17 protein-coding genes are annotated in these 18,912 nt (G+C 41.7%); 11 read left to right on the top strand and 6 right to left on the bottom strand.

Translation table 11 applies throughout. The features are described 5' to 3' along the window. Nucleotides 1–34 precede the first annotated feature (34 nt). Nucleotides 35–1,210: a DUF2075 domain-containing protein gene (locus PL11_RS05990; protein ID WP_035168001.1), complete on the bottom strand. Its 1,176-nt coding sequence runs from the start codon at nt 1,208–1,210 to the stop codon at nt 35–37. A gap of 94 nt (nt 1,211–1,304) precedes the next feature. Here PL11_RS05990 and PL11_RS05985 point away from each other — a divergent pair, with 94 nt between their 5' ends. Continuing rightward, nucleotides 1,305–2,876, top strand: a complete 1,572-nt coding sequence (locus PL11_RS05985; RefSeq protein ID WP_035167999.1) for an amidohydrolase — start codon at nt 1,305–1,307, stop codon at nt 2,874–2,876. Between the two features lie 53 nt (nt 2,877–2,929). On the opposite strand, the gene PL11_RS05980 is transcribed toward PL11_RS05985, so the two are convergent. From PL11_RS05980 to PL11_RS05970, 3 genes are all read right to left on the bottom strand, one after another. Then, nucleotides 2,930–3,643: an alpha/beta hydrolase gene (locus tag PL11_RS05980; RefSeq protein ID WP_035167997.1), complete on the bottom strand. Its 714-nt coding sequence runs from the start codon at nt 3,641–3,643 to the stop codon at nt 2,930–2,932. A gap of 150 nt (nt 3,644–3,793) precedes the next feature. Then, on the bottom strand, nt 3,794–4,036 hold the full coding sequence (locus PL11_RS05975) for a cytochrome b5 domain-containing protein (RefSeq protein ID WP_035167995.1): 243 nt from the start codon (nt 4,034–4,036) through the stop codon (nt 3,794–3,796). 96 nt (nt 4,037–4,132) lie between these two features. Further along, complete coding sequence (locus PL11_RS05970; RefSeq protein ID WP_035167993.1) at nt 4,133–5,500, bottom strand: uracil-xanthine permease family protein; 1,368 nt, start codon at nt 5,498–5,500, stop codon at nt 4,133–4,135. 530 nt (nt 5,501–6,030) lie between these two features. Here PL11_RS05970 and trpX point away from each other — a divergent pair. From trpX to arsC, 4 genes are all read left to right on the top strand, one after another. After that, nucleotides 6,031–7,041: a tryptophan ABC transporter substrate-binding protein gene (trpX, locus tag PL11_RS05965; RefSeq protein ID WP_035167991.1), complete on the top strand. Its 1,011-nt coding sequence runs from the start codon at nt 6,031–6,033 to the stop codon at nt 7,039–7,041. After that, on the top strand, nt 7,038–7,931 hold the full coding sequence (locus tag PL11_RS05960) for an ABC transporter permease (RefSeq protein WP_035167989.1): 894 nt from the start codon (nt 7,038–7,040) through the stop codon (nt 7,929–7,931). Before trpX ends, PL11_RS05960 begins: the two co-directional genes overlap by 4 nt. After that, a complete protein-coding gene (locus PL11_RS05955; protein ID WP_035167987.1) occupies nt 7,924–8,697 on the top strand; it encodes an ABC transporter ATP-binding protein in 774 nt (257 codons plus the stop codon). Before PL11_RS05960 ends, PL11_RS05955 begins: the two co-directional genes overlap by 8 nt. A gap of 76 nt (nt 8,698–8,773) precedes the next feature. After that, on the top strand, nt 8,774–9,178 hold the full coding sequence (gene arsC, locus PL11_RS05950; RefSeq protein ID WP_035167985.1) for an arsenate reductase (thioredoxin): 405 nt from the start codon (nt 8,774–8,776) through the stop codon (nt 9,176–9,178). An 89-nt stretch (nt 9,179–9,267) separates the two neighbouring features. Here the strand turns inward: arsC and pnuC are convergent, their stop codons facing one another. Next, entirely contained in the window at nt 9,268–9,999 is a 732-nt protein-coding gene (gene pnuC, locus PL11_RS05945) for a nicotinamide riboside transporter PnuC (protein ID WP_035167983.1), read from the bottom strand. A gap of 197 nt (nt 10,000–10,196) precedes the next feature. Between pnuC and PL11_RS05940 the strand changes: the two genes are divergently transcribed. From PL11_RS05940 to PL11_RS05915, 6 genes are all read left to right on the top strand, one after another. Further along, the gene (locus PL11_RS05940; protein WP_035167981.1) at nt 10,197–10,718 is read left to right on the top strand and encodes a TetR/AcrR family transcriptional regulator; all 522 of its coding nucleotides are present in this window, start codon (nt 10,197–10,199) and stop codon (nt 10,716–10,718) included. Nucleotides 10,719–10,730: 12 nt separating this feature from the next. Continuing rightward, complete coding sequence (locus tag PL11_RS05935) at nt 10,731–11,786, top strand: ABC transporter permease (RefSeq protein WP_035167979.1); 1,056 nt, start codon at nt 10,731–10,733, stop codon at nt 11,784–11,786. Between the two features lie 3 nt (nt 11,787–11,789). Then, on the top strand, nt 11,790–12,461 hold the full coding sequence (locus tag PL11_RS05930; RefSeq protein ID WP_035167978.1) for an ABC transporter ATP-binding protein: 672 nt from the start codon (nt 11,790–11,792) through the stop codon (nt 12,459–12,461). Between the two features lie 160 nt (nt 12,462–12,621). Beyond that, a complete protein-coding gene (locus PL11_RS05925; protein WP_035167977.1) occupies nt 12,622–14,142 on the top strand; it encodes a YfcC family protein in 1,521 nt (506 codons plus the stop codon). 18 nt (nt 14,143–14,160) lie between these two features. Then, nucleotides 14,161–15,504: a M20 family metallopeptidase gene (locus PL11_RS05920; protein ID WP_035167975.1), complete on the top strand. Its 1,344-nt coding sequence runs from the start codon at nt 14,161–14,163 to the stop codon at nt 15,502–15,504. Nucleotides 15,505–15,831: 327 nt separating this feature from the next. Beyond that, nucleotides 15,832–17,187: a gluconate:H+ symporter gene (locus PL11_RS05915; RefSeq protein WP_035167973.1), complete on the top strand. Its 1,356-nt coding sequence runs from the start codon at nt 15,832–15,834 to the stop codon at nt 17,185–17,187. Between the two features lie 328 nt (nt 17,188–17,515). Here PL11_RS05915 and PL11_RS05910 read toward each other — a convergent pair whose 3' ends face one another. Then, nucleotides 17,516–18,856 (bottom strand): uracil-xanthine permease family protein, encoded by a 1,341-nt coding sequence (locus PL11_RS05910; protein ID WP_035167972.1) that lies wholly within the window; start codon nt 18,854–18,856, stop codon nt 17,516–17,518. Between the last annotated feature and the right edge of the window lie 56 nt (nt 18,857–18,912).

The raw sequence follows: 18,912 nt of genomic DNA, 5'->3' as shown, positions 1-18,912 counted from the left end.
GATATCCTCCCTGATTACTCTTACCAAAAGTTTCCTATACTCGGGCAACCTTTTCAAGGAATGACTCTAACTTTTCATCGTGAGCGTGAATGTACATCCCCTTAATTCCTCGTCTTAATAGCACGTTCAAGGAGTTTCTCAGCAGTGACCGTTTACTCTCCGCAAATTCCTCTGCACTCATATCTTCTCTGCGCTTGTACACCTCAACATCAGTCACCTTGTCTGAGTCGACACCGAGACCATGATCTGCAGTCAAATAAAACGGCGGTCCGATGATAATTCCAATATAGTTCAAATCAAATCCCTGAACGGTGTAGATACTCCCAACTTCGTTAATTGTTTGTGGTTGTTCAGCCCATGGTATAGCCGTAAAGTTGTACTGGTCCCACGGCAAGTGGAAATTTCCTTCATTAACAAAGTGCTTGCCACCATCCAACACCGATGGATAACCACTAGTTGCGGTCATCCGTGCCAAACCAACGCGACCATTTTGTTTAATGATTTCTTGATACATCTTTTCCGCATCGCTAAACACCCGAAAATCATAATCGCCAATATCTGCAGGTAGCTGTGGAATTGGCTTTCCAGAAATAAAATTATCCAGCCAGTTCATCATTGCGGGGTTAGCCTGAATCCGAAACTGCTCCTTCAAGTGGACAATTTTGTGCGGATGCTTTTTAATGACAGAACCCAAGCGGTCAGCATTCCAGTAACTCTTAGTTTTCAACACCTGGGTGGGGTCAAATACGACCACGGTGACCCGACTAATTTCAATAATGTCGCTCAGCTGATTATCACCATAGTAATTGTTGTAGTGATCTGGTTTACTCAACAGTAAGTGGGCTTCATCTACCACGGTTAAATCAACCTTTTGATTGTGTTTATGCATTTGGTTGATAAATGAAGTTGGTCGTTGATAATACTTCTTTAGCATCCCAGGAGTTTGCCCTGCCAATTCACGGTAAACCTTGAGCAATTCAGGATGGTTGACTAGAAAGTAACTTTCAGGAAGTTCCTGTGCTAGTTTGGTAAACATCTGGTTTAAGATCAAGCTTTTCCCCGTTCCGGCATCCCCAACCAGCACAAATACTGCGTGCTGTGAATCATCTTGGTGATCATATGTAAACTCAATTATTTGGTTAAATATCTGTCGCTGGCGGTCAGTTAACTGCACATTTTGAGAAAAGGCATTTAAGGTATGTGATTGCATTTAAACAGGCTCCTTTCGCCGATTTTTCAGTATTGACAGCGGTTCCTTAATCAAGCATGATATTGTTAAGAACTGATCAAGGAGCGTGAATTGAATGACTTCGTTTATCAATGGTAAAGTCTTCACCGGATTTGGTAACAAATTTGTTTCTGCTTTTACAGTCGAACACGGAGAAATCGTGTGGGCGGGTGATACCGCTGACGTCAATGATGATAACATTATTGACCTGAACGGCAAAACTGTCCTTCCAGGACTAATCGATGCTCACACCCACCCTAAGTATATCGCTGATGCCCTGCACGGTGTCGCCTGTACGCCACCAAACGTTAATAGCATTGAAGAAATGAAGGCAGCCCTGAAAAACTCACCTGCTTTTGGCAAGGGTCCCAATACTTGGATCGAAGGTTGGGGTTTTGATGAAACCAAGTTAGCTGAACACCGCTCACCCAATCGGGATGACCTTGATCAAATATCGACTGAACAGCCAATTTTTATATACCGTTCTGACTGCCATTCTTCAGTTGGAAATTCAAAGGCACTCGAACTTGCTGGGATTGATGAAAACACTCCAGATCCTAAAGGTGGATTCATTGAACATTTTTCAGATGGCCGCCCCACTGGATTTATGAGGGAAGTCGCTGCCAGCCAGTTGCTGATTCAAGCAAAGTCAGCTCAAAGTTATGAGACCGACGTAACCAATATGGTTAACAGTTCCACCCACTATCTTGAAAACGGAATTGTTGCCATTGGTGAAATGATGGGCAGAAAACAACCGTATGATACTTTGAAACTGTACGAAGATTCAGTGGCCAAAGGATTCAAACCCAAGTCATCAATTTACTACGTTTTTAGTGAGATTCGTGATCAGCAAGTCGATGCCACTGAAGGTGATCAACTTAGAATTGCCGGCGTTAAGGTGTTCATGGATGGAAGCATTTCCGGGGAAACCGCCTTTAATTTTGATAAGTACCCTAGTGGCAATACTGGAGTTGCCCTCACCACTCCAGAGCGCCTGGCAGAAGCAGTTGCTTACGCAAAACAGCACAACCTACAACTTGCCGTTCACGCCATGGGTGATGCCGCAATTCAACGAGTTATTGATGTCACTAAAGACATTGAACCCTGGTTGGCAGATGGCATTCCTAGCGTTCGGATTGAACACGCTAGTTTGATGACTGACGACATGCTTAACCAAGTTAAAGATGCCAAGATGAACTATGCCTTGGTAACCCAACCAATTTTTTATTTTACTGAAGATGAATCATACCGGCAATTCCTTAACTCCAAACAATTTAAGACTGCCTACCGACTCAAGTCCATGATTGACTCAACTGCGGTAACGGCGCTAAGCTCTGATGCACCTTGCACGCCGTGGGCAGAACCTGACAGTCCGTTTTATAGTATCTACGCTGCCGTAACTCGTAAGGCAGCTAATGATGACATCGTTAATCCCGAAGAGGCTATCAGCGTGTTAGATGCCGTTCATGGCTATACTGATTTTGCCGCTCAAGTTGGTAGTTTTGAGCATAACGGTCGCCTACTACCCGGATTTGATGCCGATTTCGTGATCCTGACTGACGATATCTTCACCGTTCCTGAAGAACAGATCAAAGATATCCGAGTTGAGCAGACCTGGATGGCGGGAAATAAAGTGTATTCTAAGTAAACAAAGGCAGCCAAAACACCCTCAATGAGAGCAGTTTGGCTGCCTTTTTTGTTTTAAAGAATCTCGTTTAACCAACCGAGAGCCAGTGGGAACCATTCAGAAAAATGTTCATCTGCTCGGTCATCATTGACGATGCTAGTGTATTTGTTAGCTAAACTCATCCCGTGATTTCCAGTCGCAAATTCATGGAGTTCAAACGAAACCCCATTTTCAGCTAGTGCCTGGACGTATGGCAAGATGTGTTGGGTAAATGGTGTCAGTTCATCTTGAGTAGCACCGAAGATAAAAGTCTTGGGTGTGTTCTTGGAAACCATTGGCACAACGTCTTCAGTAGTAACGCCCATGCGTTCGTCCAACGTTGGTTTAGTAACTGGGTAACCCAAAATTTCAAATTTCGCCTTGCTATCTGCCTCGTTAGCGTAGGCAGCAGCAAGTTGGCCACCAGCAGAAAAGCCAATAATTCCTAGCTTGTTAACGTTAACATTCAACTCATCAGCGTGTTCAGTAATGTAATCAAAAGAAGCTGAAATTGCTGTCTTAGCATCCGCATATGACTTGTTTTCAGCCACCGGATACTTCACTACAAACGCTTGGTAAGCGTGGGTTGCGAAGGTAAGTGCCACCCGTTCGGAGTCGCGTTCCTTGATTGGGTTGTAACTTCCACCCGCAATCACCACGATTCCTGGTAGTTTTTCATCAGACGCACTTTCATAGATATCAAGCGCGCTGGTTTTACTATCGTTTAGAGAAACTGTCTCAATTTTCATAAAGTCACCTCTCGAGTTTGTTAACTCCATTGTACGACTAACAGGGTGGGAAGTGCAGGGAGTATGGGAAAAAACAGTTTTAATTTAAGAATGGGTTTTCTCTGAATAAAAAAATTCCTCCAGCTCCCCGCCTTCGGAATTTCATTTCTATTAATCTACTAACTTACCGACAATCTTCAACTTGCCCAGGATTATCTTTTCGTGTGGTGTGCCCATGATTTCTTTTGAAAAATCCTTACCAGCAGTGAGACCATAGTGTTTGCCGTATGCCCATGACTCTTCGTGAGTCACGTCATAAACCAGGCCATCAATTGCTACATAAGCTCGCCGGCCATTGCCATCAAACTGTGCAAGCTCCTCACGAGTGAATTCTTTTAAATCGCCATTATCCATAGGTGTCATCCCCATTCATCATTTACCTTAATTCTAGCTAAGTTCCCTCAGATAGTCCAAGAAAACCCGCTTTGTAAATGAAGGAGTCGGAAATCACTACTTAGCTTCAGCGACATTTGCTTTTGGGTCCTCAACTGTTTCCTCAGTATCTTGATGACCCATTACCAAGTTCAAGATAATTGCACTGATGGCTCCAACTGTAATTGGTGAACCCAATAGGTATTGCACCATTTGTGGAGTAGCTTGAGTAACCTTATCTGGTAGCAAGATTACTGCCATTGTTAAAACAATTGGAATTCCCAAAATATAGGTGGTACTTTCATCGATCTTCAAATCACGAATCACGTTAAGACCGTTTAGCATAATGATTACACAGATAATTGAGAAGATTCCCCCAATCACGGGAGCAGGAACTGCTGAAAGAAAGGCAGATAGTTTGCCGAAGAATCCAAGGATGATAAACCAGATTCCGGCTGAAACGAAGACCCGCTTGCTGGCAACCCCGGTAATTGAAACAACTCCGGCGTTAGTTGAGTAACCAGTCATTGGAGTAGTACCCAAGAATGCTGCAACTAAACAGCTGATTCCTTCACCAATAATTCCGCGGTTCCATTGTTTCTTAGAAATCTTTTCACCAACTACGGCACTCATTGCGAACCAAGTACCGGTGGTTTCAGTAGTCAAAACCATGTAAATAACTACAAATGTCAAAATTGCTGGAAGTGAAAAATGAAAACCGTAATGAAGTGCAGTGAACTTAGGTAAGCTCAACCAGTCAGCGTTAGCAACCACAGACCAGTCCACTCGACCCATTGATGAAGCAAAGATTGTTCCAACGATCAAAGCAATTACGATTGAACTAACTCTGAACAGCTTTTGAAATTGTGGGAAGCGCAATCCGATGGTGATAGCAAGCAACATAACTGCACCAGTCACAGCAGCGATTTCAATGTTTTGGTTGATGTTTCCAGTTGCCTTAAAAATATTGTCATTCAAAGCTGATGGCAATAATGATAGCCCCACACAAGTGATGATGGTTCCACCAACTAAAGCAGGAACTAACTTGTTGATGATCTTTTGGTAAATTCCTGAGACACCCAAGACAATTAGTAATAATGCGCCAATTGCTAATGAACCAAGAACCGTTCCCATTCCGCCGTTAGCAGCACCATAGGCGGCATAAACACCGGCAACCGCACCAATTGGGACGAATGATGGTCCTTGAGATACTGGTAACTTCATAAAGAACTTAGTTTGCAAAATTGTGCCAATTCCACAGGCAAGAAAGGCAACTTGCAAGAAGCCAGTCTTTTGATCGAGTGTCATTGAAAGTAACCCGGCAATGATCAACGGTGGAACGTAAACATCCATTGCTAACACATGTTGAAGTCCCAATAATCCAGATTGAAAATAAGAAACTTTGTCTTCTGGTCCGTAAAGCAAACCGTTTTCTTTATGTTTCATCAGTATTGTGTGTCTCCCCTTGAGTAAATTCCGAACATTATTTTAATGATAAAAAGTAAAGTTCGCTGATTTGTTGTTCATAGTATAAATCCTTAATTTAATATTTTCAAGTGTTTTCAGAAATTGTTTTCTCCGAATGTTCGGGTTTTACTGCAATTGTAATTTTAAGTTTTTTGCCTGCGTTTTAATATTCGGATTCTGCTAATAAATCCAGGTGTTTTATCACTACATCCCTAAATTCTGAACTTGACTGATAATCAGGCTTACATTATGATTAAAAATATCTTAAACGAAAGGAAAGACTGCCCTATGAATATGATTACCCTACGTCTTTGGCAATTCCGGTAATCAAGCAACATCTCACACAGATGGCGCTTGATCTTTTTGCGATGATTAAAGCGCATCTGTGCCGGCAGCTTTCTAACAATGGTCTGTGCAGATGAAATCTTGGCAGACCGGACAAGCAACTCGGTGACTGCCGGGTTGCTTTTTTTCATCTCCAACCAAATTTCGTGAAAAGGAGAGTAACTATGAAAAAAAGAAGTTATCCATTGATAACCGCAATTATTGTTTTATTTATTTTTCTAACCTATGCGTTCTTCACTGAAAAGAACAACATGGAATCCGCACAACACAAGACCCCAACGGTGGGGATTTTGCAGTTGATGTCCCACCCCGCTCTTGATTCAATCCATAAAGGAATCATTGCTGGTCTTAAAGAAGAGGGTTACGTTCCTGGAAAGAACATCAAGATTGATTTTCAAAACGCCCAAAACGACCAGAGTAATTTGAAAACGATGAGTAGCAAATTCGCTAACGAAGATGCCGACTTATCGATTGGAATTGCCACACCATCTGCCCAAGCGTTAGCTAACAGCATCTCTGACCGCCCCGTTGTCTTGGGTGCCATCACTGATCCCAAGGGAGCCAACTTGGTGAAGAACAACAATCACCCAGGTGGCAACATCACTGGGGTTTCTGACCAAGCCCCACTAAAACGCCAACTTGGATTGATTAAACAGTTAATGCCAAAGATGAAAACGTTAGGAATCATCTACACTTCTAGTGATGACTCAGCGGTTGCTCAGTATAAGATGTTCAAAAAAATCTGTGAGCAAGAAAAAGTACCATTGAAGGCTTATTCGATTTCAAACACGAATGATTTAAACCAGGTTGCTCAACAAGCAGTCAATTCAGTAGATGCAATCTATGTCCCAACTGATAATACAATTGCTGGAGCCATCTCAACCTTGGTTGGTGCAGCTGGCCAAGCTAAAGTACCTGTTTTCCCCGCTGTTGACACAATGGTTAAGTCCGGTGGGGTTGCCACCTACGCCGTTGATCAATATCAACTTGGGGTTGCCACTGGTAAGATGAGTGCTGAAATTCTTAAAGGTAAGAAGAAACCTGCCACTACCCCAATTAAATACTTTAAAAAGGGTAAGTTAATCATCAACCTTAAGGCGGCCAAGAAATACAACATTAACATTCCAGCTTCACTAATGAAGGAAGCTAAAACGAAGGGAGAGATCATTCAATGAGTATAATCGTATCCGCAATTGGGCAAGGGCTCACTTGGGGAATTGTCGGAATTGGGTTGTTTTTAACCTTTAGAATTCTTGACTTCCCTGATATGACTGTTGAAGGAACTTTTCCAATGGGCGCTGCAGCTGCAGTTGCCGCAATTTACCACGGCTTTTCTCCCCTCGTAGCAACTTTGATTGCCTTTGGAGTTGGGATGTTAGCCGGTTTAGTTACAGGCCTGCTTTACACAAAGGGAAAAATTCCTGTACTGCTAGCCGGAATTTTGACCATGACTGCCGCTTACTCAATCAACTTGAGAATTATGGGCAGAGCCAACCTCTCTTTATATGGAAAGAAAAGTTTATTAGACCTATTTAATGGGCTGCCTCCTTACTTTAACAGCGTGTTTCTTGGCATGATTGTTATCGTAATCGTAACCGGACTAATTATTTACTTCTTACAAACCAATTTAGGCCAAGCGTTTATTGCCACTGGTGATAACTCAACTATGGCTCGCTCGCTAGGAATCAGTACTGATGCAATGCAAATCATGGGTCTCAGTGTTTCCAACGGTTTAATTGCCTTAGGTGGTGCACTGGTCGCCCAAGAAAATGGGTTTGCCGACGTCAACATGGGAATCGGAATCATCGTTGTTGCCCTCGCTTCAATCATCATTGGTGAGGTCGTCTTCGGTGAGTTGACCATGAACGAACGTTTAATTGCCGTTACTGTCGGTAGTATTTTGTACCGGTTCGTAATCCTGATTGTTTTGAAACTTGGCTTCAATGCCAACGATTTAAACTTGATTTCTGCAATCGTGCTGGCAATCTTCATGATGTTCCCAGCCTTCAAGAAGCGTTTCAAGTTAAGAAGATCATTGTCGAGGGGGATGGCTAAACATGAGTGAACCAATATTTGAACTAAAAGATGTTGTGGTGACCGTCAATCAAGGTACCCCCGAACAGATCAACATCATGGACCACGTTAATTTACAGATTCATGCCGGTGATTTCATTACCGTACTGGGTTCAAACGGTGCTGGTAAGTCAACGCTCTTTAACATTATTGGTGGCGACTTGAAGGTAACTAGCGGAGAAATTCTGCTTCACGGCAAAGATATAACTGGGATGTCAGTTGAACACAGGACTAAGTTCTTAAGCCGAGTTTTCCAAGACCCTAAGATGGGAACGGCTCCCCGGATGACCGTTGCTGAAAACTTACTACTATCAAAAAAGCGTGGTGAATCTCGTGGACTTGGTTCTAGACGCCTCAAGCAAAATATGGCTGAGTTTAAAAAGATTACCCAAACAATGCCAAATGGTTTGGATCAACGTCTAAACACTCCAACTAGAGACCTTTCCGGTGGTCAACGCCAAGCACTGAGTTTCTTGATGGCAACGATCAAGCGACCAGAAATTCTGTTGCTTGATGAACATACAGCTGCCTTAGATCCCCAAACTTCTGCAGAGTTAATGCACGCAACAAACGAGAGAATCACTGAAGATAAATTAACTTGTTTGATGATCACCCACCATTTGGAGGACGCATTAACGTACGGCAATCGTTTAATCGTGTTAGATCACGGAAAGATTTCGTATGACGTATCCGATGGCGAGAAGGAATCATTGACTAAAGAGAAACTGTTGTCATTCTTTAGCGACATTGATGCGTAACCTTGGCTTGCTTAACTTTTAGATTTAGTTTCAGCAATCCATCTACAATTGTTTTCACCACCGAAAGGATTTTTCCATGCAAATTTATTTCCTATGCACAGGCAACTCATGCCGCAGTCAAATAGCTGAAGGGCTTGCTCATAAGTATTTTCCGGACTGGACAATTGCCAGCGCCGGGATTGAAAGTCACGGTTTAAACCCACTAGCTGTTAAGACAATGGCAGAAAAGAACATCGATATCTCGATGAACAAATCGAAGCTGATCGACCCAAACTATTTAAATAGTAGTGATTTGGTCATTACACTATGCGGGGACGCTAGGGATAGATGTCCAGCTGTCCCAACAAGTGTGAAAAAAATCCATTGGGGATTTACTGATCCCGCTCTTACCAAGGGAACGGAAGCCGAAAGGTTGAACATCTTCAGAGAAGTTAGAGATGGAATCGAAGTTAAAATTCGGCAGTTGAGAGATATAGAATAAAATTTTACAAAAAAAGCCTTGATAATTTCATTTAGAAATTATCAAGGCTTTTGCTTATTATCTACATTCTTACCAAGAAGGACGCCGCTTTATTTAAGCGAATTGGCTCCCCCTTCATTATCTGCTTCACCACTCGCCCACACCTTATTGGCATAAACGGAGTTGAACAATAATGCGAACTGCAAGGCAACTTGCGACAAGTTAGCACCAAGGCTACCGATATTAGTCGCTCCAGTCATTGTTTGAACCGTCAAGATTCCCCAATAAAGCACATTGGCAATGTTGACCACAATCCATAATGACCAGTTTTCTTTATATTTAAAAATGTATAGCGCTTGAGCAATCAAACTAACCACAAAGTTGATTGAATCAAAGTATGGTAGTTGACCATTGAGCATTGTAAGTATGAGCCAACCAACTGCCCATGCCACAAACGCCCCGCCAAAAATAACTCTTCGAGTACTTGGGCTGAACGATCTAGTCGCTTCATCCCGCCCCCACAAGAACCAGCCGATTGGCTGAGAAATTACATAAATAATGTCCATTGCAAATGACCCGTACGCGTGACTAATCCACGCAACGTAAGTCATGGCTAAACATTGAATAATCCCAAAAATGAACGATATTTTGCGTCCCTTCATTCCATATACTAGACACAAAACTCCTGCCAAACCAGAGACCATCCCGATAAAACTATCAGGGGCAATGGCATAAACGGCAACTTGCAACAGGATCAATAAGTAAACGTAAATCACTTCAAACTTCTTCCAATTGGTAAATAACTGCCGGTAAATCCAAGAGTGCTGTTTGCTATCTTCCACGATTCTCTCCTCCAAAAATGCAAATTCCATCAAGAATTGATTTAATTTTGCACCAATAGAAGCCCAGTGACAAGGGATTTTGTGCAAATAACCCAAATCTTTTCATAATAATTAGTTGACTTTATATTGTGTGCTCGGTATATTTATATCCGAAAAGTGACACGGTGTCACTTTAAAAAACGAAAGGAAAGATTGTCATGCCAACCAGTACATTTACCAACTTAAAAGCAAAGAAAAAAGAAGCTGTAACGGACGCACTGATTAATGAATTCAGTTTTTACCCGCTAAAAGATGCGCAGGTTGCCCGTATCATCAAAGATGCTGGGATTGCGCGTGGGGCATTTTACAAATATTTTGAAGATATTAACGATGCCTACCGTTACGTGTTTCACCTTGCGCTCGCAGACTTCCACATGGGATTTGCCAGAATGGTTGGCGACAATTTTGTATTGGATAAATTTATCAATTCACTTGACTCCTTTATTAATCAGGTCATCAATAGCCGATACTATCAGCTACTTAAACTCCACTATCTATTTAATGAAAGTAGTTATCGCCAAAATAGTATGGCTGGATTGACCAGGGAAGCAGAACTTCCAGCCACAACTTGGGCAGTTTCAACCCTCAGTCATGAGGCAGTTAAGGAATTACTAGTATTCCCAGATAAAAAAGATTTCATAATTCAAAGACTAAAGGAAAATTTGCAGCACCTAGCATAGGAGGAAAATAATATGTTTTTAGCACTTAAGGAAATGAAGCGTGAAAAGCTTCGCTACGGTTTAATCATCTCAATGGTCGTTTTAATCGCCTATTTGATCTTTATCTTGACCAGTTTAGCAATTGGACTTGCCCGTCAAAACACACTGACAATTGATTCATGGGACGTTAAGTCAGTGGTCATGAACAAAGATTCCAATATCAGCCTTGGGCAATCTATGATTGTTAAGGGTCAAGTTGGCAAATTAAATTCAAGCCAAGCAATGATTGGCCAAGCACCAATTGTTGCCAAGTCAAAAAATCGTGACAATGAATCAGCTCAATTCTTTGGTATCAACAAAAATCAATACATTTACAAAGAAATGAAGGTTACCAAGGGTCACAAGCCAAGTAAAGCCAACCAAATCGTTGTTGATGACCAGTTTAAAAATGATGGTTACAAGATTGGTGACAAAGTGACAATGAACTCCGATGAAGACAAATATGAAATCGTTGGCTTCATGCATGATCAAAAATATAGCGTTGCCCCAGTAGTTTACGGAAACCTCAATACTTGGAGAGATTTGAAGAGTGTTAATTCAAATATTGTTGGTAGTGCCGTAGTTTCAAAACACAGCAACCCTAAGTTCAATGATAAGTACCTCAAGAGCTACTCAAAGAGTACCTTTGTAAACAAACTCCCTGGATACTCAGCCCAAAACAGCACCTTTGGATTTATGATTGGTTTCTTAATGGTAATTTCTCTCGTAGTGATTGCAGTATTCCTTTACATCCTCACGATGCAGAAGCTTGCCAATTACGCAGTGCTTAGAGCACAAGGAATTCCATCAAAGGTTTTAGTTAAGGCAACCATTGCCCAATCGCTTATCATCGTCGTTGGCGGTTTAATAATTGGGGCAGCACTAACGTTTGCAACAGCTAGTGCATTACCTGTTGGAGTACCAATGTTCTTCGACATTCCAATTCTCTCAGCAGTTACGGTCGGAATGATTTTAATTTCAATCGTTGCCGCCCTTATCCCAGTTAGAACTATTGTTAAAGTTGACCCCGTTACAGTTATTGGAGGATAAATCATGACAGCAATCAGCGTTAAAAACGTAAATAAAGAATTCGGTTCAGGAACTAACCACGTAAAGGTATTAAATAACATTGATTTTGCCGCAGAAAAGGGCGAATTAAACTTAGTGATCGGACCTTCTGGATCTGGTAAAAGTACTTTTCTCACCATTGCTGGAGGACTTCAAACTCCAACATCAGGTGACATCTATATTGATGACCAACAAATTAACGGTCAAAGTGCCAAAAGCCGTGAAAAAACCAGGCTGCAAAAAATTGGTTTTGTCCTCCAATCCTATAACCTAGTTCCATACCTAACAGTTAAGGAACAGTTCACCTTAGTGGACCGCGTTAACAAAGGAAACAACCTTTCAAAAGAGGAACTTCAGGAGTTACTTGAGACACTCGGAATCGCTAACTTGGTAAACAAATACCCCAGCGAACTATCTGGGGGTCAAAGCCAACGGGTTGCTATCGCCCGAGCACTCTACACTAACCCTGAAATTGTCCTCGCTGACGAACCTACAGCAGCACTTGATTCTGCTCGGGTTATTGAAGTTGGTAAGCTCATGCGTGACCTTGCCCACAAGAATAATAAGGCCATCGTCGTAGTAACCCATGATCACCGTTTAGAAGAATTTGCCGATAATGTATACGAAATTATGGATGGAAATATTACAAAACAATAAGATAAATAACGAAAGCCGTCAGAATTTATATTCTGGCGGCTTTTTATATTGGCATAACATCAGGCGTCAAGACCCTTACTATCAAAAAGAAAGCGGTCTCAGCAAACTCTTATTCTCTTTTTCTACAATTAAGGTAATTAAAGAAAAGGAAGTGATTCACATGCAAAATAATGAAAGCAAACCAAAACGGCGTTTTAAAATGCCTTCGGCGTACACAATCTTATTTTTAATTATTATTCTCGTTGCAATTCTTACCTGGATAATTCCTGCCGGAGAGTATTCGACCGATAAGGCTGGTAACATTATCGCGCACACGTATAAGGCAGTAGCATCTAACCCACAAGGTATCTGGGATGTTTTTGCTGCTCCAATTTTTGGAATGGTGGGTAATGATAAAACTGAGGGAGCAATCTCAGTTTCATTGTTCATTCTAGTAATTGGTGGCTTTTTAGGGGTGGTCAATCAGACCAAAGCTCTTGACGACGGAATCGCATCAGTAGTTAAAAAGAACAAGGGTAGAGAAAAACTACTGATTCCCCTTCTAATGATTTTATTTGCCCTTGGTGGTTCAACATACGGAATGGCTGAGGAAACTATTGCCTTCTACCCACTACTGATTCCAGTAATGATTGGTGTTGGCTTTGATTCGCTTGTCGCCGTTGCCATTGTTCTGGTGGGTTCACAAGTTGGTTGTTTAGCCTCAACTGTTAACCCGTTTGCCACTGGAGTTGCATCTCAGGCACTAAACATTTCCCCAGGTGACGGAATCTTCTCTAGAATCGTACTGTTAGTGTTAACAATTGCAGTCAGCATTGCCTTTGTTTATCATTACGCTTCTAAAGTTGAGAAAGATCCAAAAGCCTCGTTAATTTATGACCAGCGTGAAGAAGACTTAACTAGATTCTCTATCCAGGACCAAAGTGAAAATGCCAATACCCAAATGACCGGGCGACAAAAAGCCGTTCTCTGGTTATTTGGAGCAACATTTTTAATCATGATTCTAGGTTTAATTCCTTGGGATACAATTAATAAGAACTGGTCATTCTTCGTTGACTTCACTAAATGGCTCCAAAAGGTTCCTGTATTAGGTAACTTAGTTGGTTCAAACATGGTGCCATTTGGTTCATGGTACTTCACCGAAATTACCACCCTCTTCTTCTTAATGTCTGTGGTAATCATGTTTGTCTTCAAGATGAAAGAATCAACATTTGTGGACGCATTCATGGGTGGAATGAACGACTTTATGGGCGTTGCTATCGTGGTAGCTGTTGCTAGAGGGATTCAAGTCATTATGAATGACGGTAACATTACCGCCACTGTTCTCCATTGGGGTGAAACTGGACTATCTGGATTAGGATCAGTATTCTTCATTATTTTGACCTACATCTTCTACATTCCAATGTCATTCTTAATCCCATCAACTTCTGGCCTTGCTGCAGCAACTATGGGGATCATTGGCCCAATGGGTAAGTTTGCAGGTGTTGATCCTAGCCTCGTTGTTACTGCATATCAAAGTGCCTCTGGGTGGGTCAACTTAATCACTCCAACTTCCGGTGTTGTTATGGGGGCTTTAGCAATTGCTCACGTTAACATCACAGTTTGGTGGAAATTCATGTTCAAACTGATGATCTATCTATTTATTGTCACTGCCCTATTCTTAGGCGTAATGGCAGTTATATAGAAAATTGGAGGAATCAAGATGGAAAAAATCGTAACTGAAGAACAACAAACTGCTGCCGTTGAGGCACTAAAACGCATGATCAGTAAAAAGTCCGTTTACAACGAATCAACCAAGTCAGATACCGCCCCATTCGGTGCGGGAATTGATGCTGCGCTCACGGAAGTATTGAAGATTGCTGACGAGCTAGGATTTAAAACTTTCAAGTCGCCAACTGGCCATTATGGTTACGCAGAGATTGGCGAAGGTGACCAAATTTTCGGAATCATCGGCCACGTTGACGTTGTTCCCGAGGGTGACGCTAACGACTGGGATCATGACCCGTTTGACGGCTATGTAAAAGATGGTGCCATCTACGGTCGTGGTTCTCAAGATGATAAGGGGCCCACGATTGCCACAATGTTTGCTGTTAAATCATTAATTGATGCAGGTTACAAATTCACAAAAAAGATCCGGTTTATATTCGGAACTGATGAAGAAAACTTGTGGCGTGGCATTGCTGTTTATAACGAGAAAGAATCCCCAATCGACATGGGAATCGCTCCCGACGCAGAATTTCCACTAATTTATGCGGAAAAGGGACTTGAGCAGGCTTACTTGGTTGGTGCAGGGATGGATGATCTCAACATTGACCTTAAGAACGCTTTTAATGCTGTACCAGCCAAAGCTGAATACAATGGTCCAAAACTAGCCGAAGTTAAAGCTGCCCTCGACAAACACGGATTTAATTATGAGGATAACGGAGATAACGGTATTGTGGTAACTGGAAAATCAGTTCACGCAATGTTGGCTCCTAATGGAACAAACGCTGTTTTGCGACTAGCAATTGCTTTAAATGACGTATTTTCCAGTCCAACTTTGGATTTCATCGGTAAGTTATTTAAGGAAGATGCTACCGGAACCAACGTTTTGGGTGATGTCAAAGATGATCAGTCTGGTCACCTTACATTTAACATTTCCAGCCTTACAATCAACAAAAACGAAAGTCGGATGCAAATCGACATGCGGATTCCGGTTACAGTTGACCGGGATGATTTAATCAAGCAACTCGATGATAAAGTTCAAAAGTTTGGCCTTCACTACGAACCGTTCGACTACCTTGCCCCACTATATGTTCCAACCGATTCAGAATTGGTAAAAACCTTGATGAATGTTTACAAGGACATGACTGGTGACGATACCCAACCACAAATTTCTGGTGGTGCAACCTATGCAAGAACAATGAATCAGTGTGTTGCTTTTGGAGCAATGCTGCCAGACGTTCCTGATTTCATGCACCAAGTCAATGAAAATTGGCCATTAAAGAGCATGTTTAAGGCTATGGATATCTACGCAGAAGCCATTAAACAACTATGTACTAAATGAAAGTGGCTTCAAAATGTAAACCAAATATTAAGAAAGTATTAAGAATTAGCTTTTGAAAATAATTTTAACACCGGTAAATACTATCATTTCGGTATTTATCGGTGCTTTTTTTAGTTATTTTACTATTAGTTTGAAAATTCACAAAAATTTCTGAAAATTCTTTACATCGGCACTAATAAAGTGTTTACCATACATTTGAAAAAAATCAAGTAATGCGTTTTCATAAAGAATCAAGCTGTTTCATAAAAAGTTGACCTCGTAAGGTTCACCTCATATAATGTTATCTTGTTTCGTTTTGGATTTTTATTATAGAAATGAGGAAGAGTCTTGCAATTTATAGTACTGTTCTTAGGTATTGCTTTACTTCTGTACTTAATTATCAGAATTAAAATGAATACCTTCGTAGCTTTGGTCCTAACTGCATTCGTCGTAGCTCTCGGATTGGGTATGAACCCTGCCGACGTTGCTACTACGATTACTAAAGGTATCGGAAGTTCCATGGGTGACCTTGCTGTCGTATTCGGTTTTGGTGCCATGATCGGCCGTCTGGTTTCCGATGCTGGTGGATCATACAGAATTTCTGAAACCTTGATTGGTTTCTTCGGTAAAAATAGGTTACAACTAGCTGTTGTGATTGCTTCATTTATTATCGGAATGTCAATGTTCTTCGAAGTTGGATTGGTTCTTTTAACCCCAATCATCTTCGCTGTTGCCCTTGAAGCAGAAATTCCTTTCCTTTACTTAGGAATTCCAATGTTGGCCGCCCTTTCAACTACTCAAGCATTCTTGCCACCACAACCAGCACCAACTGCTGTTACATTGGCAATGGGTGCTAACATTGGTAAAGTTTTGATTTTTGGTATCATCGCTGCGATTCCAACAGTTATCGTTGCCGGTCCTTTATTCTCAAAACTTGCTAAGCGTTATGCTCCAAATGCATTTGAAGTTAAACGTGAATTGCCTGCACTTGGTGAAATGAAGAAGTTCAACCTTGATGAAACTCCTGGTTTTGGAATTTCAATGTTAACTTCACTTTTCCCAGTTATCTTCATGGGAGCTTCAACTATTTATCAATTGGTTGTTACTCATGGTGATAAGGCTGCGGAGCGTCATGGATTCAACGCAGTCATGGCTTTGATTGGAACCCCAACTGCTGCAATGCTAGTTTCCCTATTATTTGCCATGTGGTCAATGGGGATTCACCAACGTAAAAACATGAAGGAAATTGGGAACACACTTAACGAAGCAATTAAGTCAGTTGCCGTTCTTTTGATGATTATCTCTGGTGGTGCTGCATTTAAACAAGTATTACTTGATGGTGGTGTTGGTACTGCCATTCAACACGCAATGTCTGGTGTATCACTTTCACCAATCATCCTTGCATGGTTAATTGCCGTAATCTTGCGGGTTGCCCTTGGTTCAGCTGCCGTAGCGTCATTGACTGCTGCAGGTTTGGTGATGCCATTGGTTACTGCAACGCATGCTGATCCAGTGATGATTGTTTTGGCAATCGGTGCTGGTTCAGTGGCAGCATCACATGTTAACGATGCTGGTTTCTGGATGGTTAATGAATACTTCGAATTAACAGTTAAGCAAACCCTACAAATCTGGACAGTGTTGGAAACGGTGTTGTCAGTGGTTGGGTTAGCAATGGTATTGATTATCAATGCCGTCGTAAATTAGGGAGCGCTACAGAAATCTTCGATTTCGTCTTAGCGCCCCCACAACGATGACACATACTGAGCGTTGCGAATAGCGACGGTCAGTCGTGACAGAGACTGTGTGGAGCTTGCAGGAATCTTTGATTCCGTGGCAGTGCCTCCGCAAAGACAACAGTATATGAATTCACCGAACAGTGGGATTCACTCCTGATGCTTACTGTCACTCTTACCATGCAGTTTTTTGAAACTGCACGGTACCTACAACTACACAAAACAAAAAATGCAGCTAGAATTTCAGTATTGAAATTCTAGCTGCATTTTTACAATCTAACTATTAATCTTAATTTGTTTTATTTCTTAAGCTCTTGTTGTGCCTTTGCCTTATCTGCCAAATTCTGCTCATGTTCTTTTTCACTAGCAGCCTTTTGTGGCAACAATAGGTTCAACACGATTCCAATAATGGTAGCGAATGCCAACCCTGTAAATTGGAAGTTTGGTCCAATCTGGAGGTAGGCATTACCAACCCCGATAACCATAACTGAGGATGCAATCATCAAGTTACGCTTGAGTCCCATATCAACGTGGTTTTCAACCATAACTTGGATGCCTGATGTTGCAATGGTACCAAACAGTAAGAAACTAATTCCACCAATAACAGGCATTGGCATTTGCATAATCAGCACGTTTAGTTTGTGCACGAATGAGAAGATGATAGCAAACATTGCAGCACCCATCAAAACATAAACACTGTGAATCTTAGTAATGGCCATAACCCCGATGTTCTCACCATAACTAGTAACGGCAGGACCACCAACTAATCCAGCAAATAGTGATGCGGCACCATCACCTGCAAGAGTTCTGTTTAAACCAGGATCTCTGAAGTAGTCACGCCCAGTAATTTCGTTAAGCACCATGATGTGGCCCATGTGCTCAGTCATTGTAACGAATGCAATTGGCGTAATTGAAATAATCGCTTGCCAATTCAGATGGAATTTATAAGAAATGCCCGGAAATTCAAATGCTGGAATTTTGAACCACGAAGCTGCTGCAATCGCATGGAGATCAACCATGCCTAAGAACATTGAAAGAACGTAGCCACAGACAATTGCGAGAAGCACAGGAATCAAACCAATGAATCCCTTGAATACCATGTTGAAGAAAATAGCCAAAAACAAGGTAACTAAAGCTACTATGAAGTACTTGATATCATACTTTCCGTTATTCATCATGGCATCTTGAGCGGCACTTCCGGCTAATGAAAGTCCAATAACCATAACAATTGGTCCAACAACGATTGGTGGCAAGATTTTATCAACCCAGTCAGACCCAATGAGCCAAATAATCAAGGCGACAACTAAGTAAACCAGACCAACACCGATAACCCCTTGGGCAATACCTGGATATCCAGTCGTCTTCATCAGTGCCGTCATTGGCAAGATGAATGCGAAACTAGATCCCATGTAAGCCGGAATCTTTCGTTGAGTAATCATAATGTGGAGTAAGGTACCAACACCAGATGAGAATAGCGCGATACTTGGACTTAATCCAACTAGCAGTGGCACGATAACTGTCGAGCCAAACATCGAAAACATGTGTTGTAAGGATAAGCCCACCCATGGCCAGAACTTAGGCATGTCGTGCACATCTAAAATCGCACGGTCATCATGGAACTCTTTTTGGTTTTGTTGCATCAGTTGCACCTCGTTATTTGATTTTGAACCTAAAACAAAACGCCCACTGCTAGTAA

The organism is Lentilactobacillus curieae, from assembly GCF_000785105.2.
Taxonomy (GTDB): domain Bacteria; phylum Bacillota; class Bacilli; order Lactobacillales; family Lactobacillaceae; genus Lentilactobacillus; species Lentilactobacillus curieae.
The sequence above is the reverse complement of the archived record's forward strand: the minus strand, read 5'-3'. Positions and strand labels throughout refer to the sequence as shown.